Consider the following 4855-nt stretch of genomic DNA (forward strand, 5'->3'; position numbering starts at 1 on the left):
CGCCTGCGCCCCGCTCGCCGCCCTGGCGCCCGATCTGGTGCTGGTGTTCGGCTCGGTCGCGCTGCTGCGGCAGGCGGGCGACCGCGCCGCCGTGCGCGCCGCCTTCCCCGGCGCGCTGCTGGCCGGCTGCTCCACCGGCGGAGAGATCGCCGGCGCGGTGGTGGAGGACGGCACCTGCGTCGTCGCCGCCCTGCGCCTGGACGACACCGCCGTGCAGGTGGTGACCACCGCCATGGCCGGGCCGGAGGACTCGCTGGCGGCCGGTCTTCGCCTGGGTCAGGCGCTGCTGGCGGGGGCGCCGCAGCCGCCAGCCGCCGTGCTGCTGTTCGGCCGCGGCACCGCCATGAACGGCAGCGCCCTCATCGACGGCCTGACCGCCGCCGTCGGCCACGCGGTGCCGGTGTGCGGCGGCCTGGCCGGCGACGACGGCGCCTTCCGCGACACCCTGGTGATCGGCCCGCAGGACGGCGAGGCTCCGGCGGCGGTGGCGGTCGGCTTCCACGGCGACCGCTTCCGCCTGCAGGTGGGATCGTTCGGCGGCTGGCAGCCGTTCGGCCCGACCCGGCGGGTGACCCGCGCCGACGGCAACATCCTCTACAGCCTGGACGGCGAGCCGGCGCTGGACGTCTACCGCCGCTATCTCGGCGATCACGCCGCCGGCCTGCCGGCCACCGGGCTGCTGTTCCCGTTCGAGATGCTGTGCGCCGAGGCCATGTCGCAGGGCACCATCCGCACCATCCTCGGCATCGACGAGGCGGCGGGGTCGCTGCTGCTGGCCGGCGACGTCGAGGAAGGCGGCCTGCTGCGCATGATGGCGGCCGGTACCGATGCCCTGGTGGACGGCGCCGAACGGGCCGCCGCCGCCTGCCTGGAACCGGCGCCGGCGCCATGGGCGGCGCTGGCCCTGCTGGTCAGCTGCGTCGGCCGCAAGCTGGTGATGGGCGACCGGGTGGACGAGGAGGTGGAGGCGGTGCTCGACACCCTTGGCGCCGGCGCCGGCGGTGATCTGGCGGTCGCCGGCTTCTACTCCTACGGCGAGCTGGGGCCGCACAGCCAGGCCGCCGGCTGCCGCCTGCACAACCAGACCATGACCGTCGCGGTCCTGGGCGAGGCGTGAGGGAGGCGGCCATGCACCGGATGCTGCGAAACCAGCTGCGCCGCATCGGCATCGCCGACCCGGCCCACCTGCCGGCGGCACTGGCCGAGGTGGCGGCGCTCGCCGCGCAGGACGGCCTGAGCGCCGAGGCGCGCGGCCTGCTGTCGGGGCTGGAGCGGCTGCTCGGGCGGGTCGACCAGTCCTACGACCAGTTCGACCGCGACATGGATCTGCGCAGCCGCAGCCTGATGCTCAGTTCGGAAGACCTGATGCAGGCCAACGCCCGCCTGCAGGCGGAAGGCGGCGGCCCAGACGGCGGCGCTCGATTCCTTGCGCGCCACCGTCGCCAGCCTGACCGGCGCCTCGGCCGTGGCGGCGCACGGGATTGATGAGCTGTCGCAGGTGATCGTCGCCGTGATCGAGGAACGGGCGGCGGCGCAGCAGGCCCTGGAACAGCAGAAGTTCGCCCTCGACCAGCACGCCATCGTCAGCATCACCGACGCCGACGGCGACATCATCTATGCCAACCGCAAGTTCTGCGAAATCAGCGGCTACAGCCAGGATGAGCTGATCGGCTGCAACCACCGCCTGATCGGCTCCGGCCTGCACGAGCCGGCCTTCTTCGACCACATGTGGCAGACCATTTCCGCCGGCCGGGTGTGGCACGGCCAGGTGTGCAACCGCGCCAAGTCGGGCGACCTGTACTGGGTGGCGGCCACCATCGTGCCCATGGCCGGCCCGGACGGCCGGCCGCAGAGCTACATCGCCATCCGCACCGACATCACCGCCCAGAAGCGCCTGGAAGCCGACCTCAACGACAGCCGCCGCTTCCTGCAGAGCATCACCGATGCGCTGGGGGAAGGGGTGTTCTGCCTGGATGCCGACGGCCGCACCACCTTCCTCAACCCGGAGGCGGAACGGCTGCTGGGCTGGACCCTGGACGACCTGCGCGGCCGCAGCCTGCACGATGCCGTCCACTACCAGCGGGCCGACGGCTCGCCGCTGCCGGCCCGCGACTGCCCGACCCTGCAGGCGATCACCACCGGCGGCACCTACCGCAGCGAGGACGAGCACTTCACCCGCCGCGACGGCACCCTGTTCCCGGTCTCCATGGTGTCGGTGCCGCTGGTGGAGGACGGGCGCCGGGTCGGCTCGGTCGGGGTGTTCCGCGACATCACCCTGCGCAAGTCCATCCAGCGCGCCCTGGAACAGAGCGAGCACCGGCTGAAGGTGGCCCTCGATGCCTCCGACACCGGCCTGTGGGACTGGAACCCGCAGACCGGCGACGCCTACTACAGCGACCAGTGGTTCGCCATGCTCGGCTATGCGCCGGGCGAACTGCCGAGCCACGGCAGCACCTGGGAACGCCTGCTGCACCCCGACGACGCCGGGCCGGTGGCGGAGGTTCTGCGCCGCCACCTGGCCGGCGAGATGCCGACCTATGACGTCGAGTTCCGGCTGCGCCACAAGGACGGCCACTGGGTATGGATCCTCAGCGCCGGCAAGCTGGTGGAAACCGACGCCGATGGCAACGCCGTGCGCATCACCGGCATCCACAAGGACATCAGCGACCGCAAGCAGATCATGGAGGAGCTGCAGCGCGCCAAGGAGGAGGCGGAGCGCGCCAACCGCTTCAAGAGCGACTTCCTGGCCAACATGAGCCACGAGATCCGCACCCCCATGAACGCCGTCATCGGCCTGTCCCACCTGCTCGGCCAGACCGACCTGAGCGGGCGGCAGCGCGATTACCTGACCAAGATCGAGGCCAGTTCGCGCACCCTGCTCGGCGTCATCAACGACATTCTCGACTTCTCCAAGATCGAGGCCGGCAAGATGACGGTGGAGCGGGTGCCGTTCGACTTCACCCGCCTGCTGCACGACGTGGCGGTGGTGATCCAGCCGCGGGTCCGCGACAAGGATCTGGAGCTGATCGTCGACATCGACCCGGCGGTGCCCGCCACCCTGGTCAGCGACCCGCTGCGGCTCAACCAGATCCTGCTCAACCTCATGGGCAACGCCGTGAAGTTCACCGCCCGCGGCGAGGTGGTGGTGGCCATCGGCGGCGAGCCCGACGGCCGCGGCGGCTTCCGCCTGGAAATCGCCGTGCAGGACACCGGCATCGGCATGACGCCGGAGCAGGTGAAGGGCCTGTTCCGCCCCTTCACCCAGGCCGACGGCTCCACCACCCGGCGGTTCGGCGGCACCGGCCTCGGCCTTGCCATCGCCTCGCAACTGGCCGGGCTGCTGGGCGGCACCATCGCGGTGGAAAGCACGGTCGACGTCGGCACCACCTTCACCGTCACCCTGCCGGTGGGCATTGCCGCCGACGCCGCCGCGCCGCAGGCGGCGGTGCCGCACAGCCTGACCGGCAAGCGGGCGCTGGTGGTGGACGACAGCGCCGCCGCCCGCGCCATCGCCGCCGACATCCTCACCCGCTTCGGCCTGCACACCCAGACGGCGGCGGACGGGCTCGACTGCCTGCGCCTGGCCGGGCCGGCGGTGGACGTCATCCTGCTCGACTGGCGCATGCCCGACCTTGACGGCGTCGCCACCCTGCAGCGCCTGCGCGCCGCCGGCATCACCGCGCCGGTCATCATGCTGACCGCCTTCGGCCGCGACGATCTGGTGGAAACCCTGGGCGATCTGGCGGTGGACGCAGTGCTGGAAAAGCCGGTGACACCGTCCAGCCTGCTCGACGCCCTGATGACCGTGCTGCACATGGCACCGGCCGGGGGAGCGAGTGCCGCCGGCGCCGCCGCCTCCGCGACCTCCCGGACCACGGCGGCGGACGCCCAGCCGCTGGCCGGGCATCACCTGCTGCTGGTGGAGGACAACGCCATCAACCAGCTGGTGGCGACCGAACTGCTGGAGGAACTGGGCGCCACCGTCAGCGTCGCCGGCGACGGCCGCGCGGCGCTGGACCGGCTGCGCCAGCCGCACGACTTCGCCGCCGTGCTGATGGACGTGCAGATGCCGGGCATGGACGGCTTTGAGGCCACCCGCCGCATCCGTGGCGAGCTGGGTCTCGACGCCATCCCGGTCATCGCCATGACCGCCCACGCCATGGAACGCGACCGTCAGCGCTGTCTGGCGGCCGGCATGAACGACCATATCGCCAAGCCCATCGACCTGTCCGAGATGACGCGGGTGCTGCAGCGCTGGCTGGAGCCGGCGACGGATGGCGCCGCCGCCGCGCCGGCGTCCCCGTCCCCGTCGCCGTCCTTGGCGGCTGACGCGGCGGTGCTGCCGGCGCAGGTGCCCGGCCTCGACCTGGAGGCGGCGCGGCGCAACCTCAACCACAACGACCGCCTGCTGCTGCGGCTGCTGGCCGACTTCGCCGCCACCCAGGCGCCGCAGGTGTTCCGCCTGCCGGAGATCCTGGCCGCCGAAGGCTGGGCCGGGCTGGCGGCGACGGCGCACACGCTGAAGGGCACCGCCGCCACCCTGGGGGCGACGGCGCTGGCCGACATCACCGGCCGCCTGGAGCATCTGGCCCGCAGCGCGGCGCCCGATGCGGCGCAGGCCGACCGGCTGGCGGCCGATGCCATGGCGGCAGCGACGACGGTGCTGGACGGCATCGACCGGGTGCTTGCCGCGGCCCGGCCGGCGGCACCGCCCGAGCCGGTGGCGGCGGATCGCTCCCCGGCGGCGGTGGCGGCCAGGGCGGCCGTGCTGCGCGGCCAGCTGGAGGCCTGCGATCCGGCCGCCGGCGAGGCGGCGGCGGGGCTGGCGGGGCTGTTGCCCGGCGCCGCCACGCAA

Annotated in this window: 3 protein-coding genes; all 3 read left to right on the top strand. The window is 73.1% G+C overall.

Annotated features, from left to right (window positions below; translation table 11 throughout):
* Nucleotides 1-1117 (top strand): FIST signal transduction protein (locus tag ABD056_RS22415; RefSeq protein ID WP_343870478.1); only part of this gene is annotated, 1117 nt, incomplete at its 5' end.
* An 11-nt stretch (nucleotides 1118-1128) separates the two neighbouring features.
* Entirely contained in the window at nucleotides 1129-1485 is a 357-nt protein-coding gene (locus ABD056_RS22420; RefSeq protein WP_343870480.1) for a hypothetical protein, read from the top strand.
* On the top strand, nucleotides 1427-4855 hold a 3429-nt coding region (locus ABD056_RS22425; RefSeq protein WP_343870481.1), incomplete at its 3' end, for a PAS domain S-box protein. The genes ABD056_RS22420 and ABD056_RS22425, both read left to right, overlap by 59 nt.

It is taken from the genome of Caenispirillum bisanense (genome assembly GCF_039523075.1).
GTDB lineage: Bacteria > Pseudomonadota > Alphaproteobacteria > Rhodospirillales > Rhodospirillaceae > Caenispirillum > Caenispirillum bisanense.

What these genes read in the sequence shown, in the direction of transcription:
- ABD056_RS22420 (WP_343870480.1), top strand. Translation starts at nt 1,129, where the DNA reads ATGCACCGGATGCTGCGAAACCAGCTGCGCCGCATCGGCATCGCCGAC.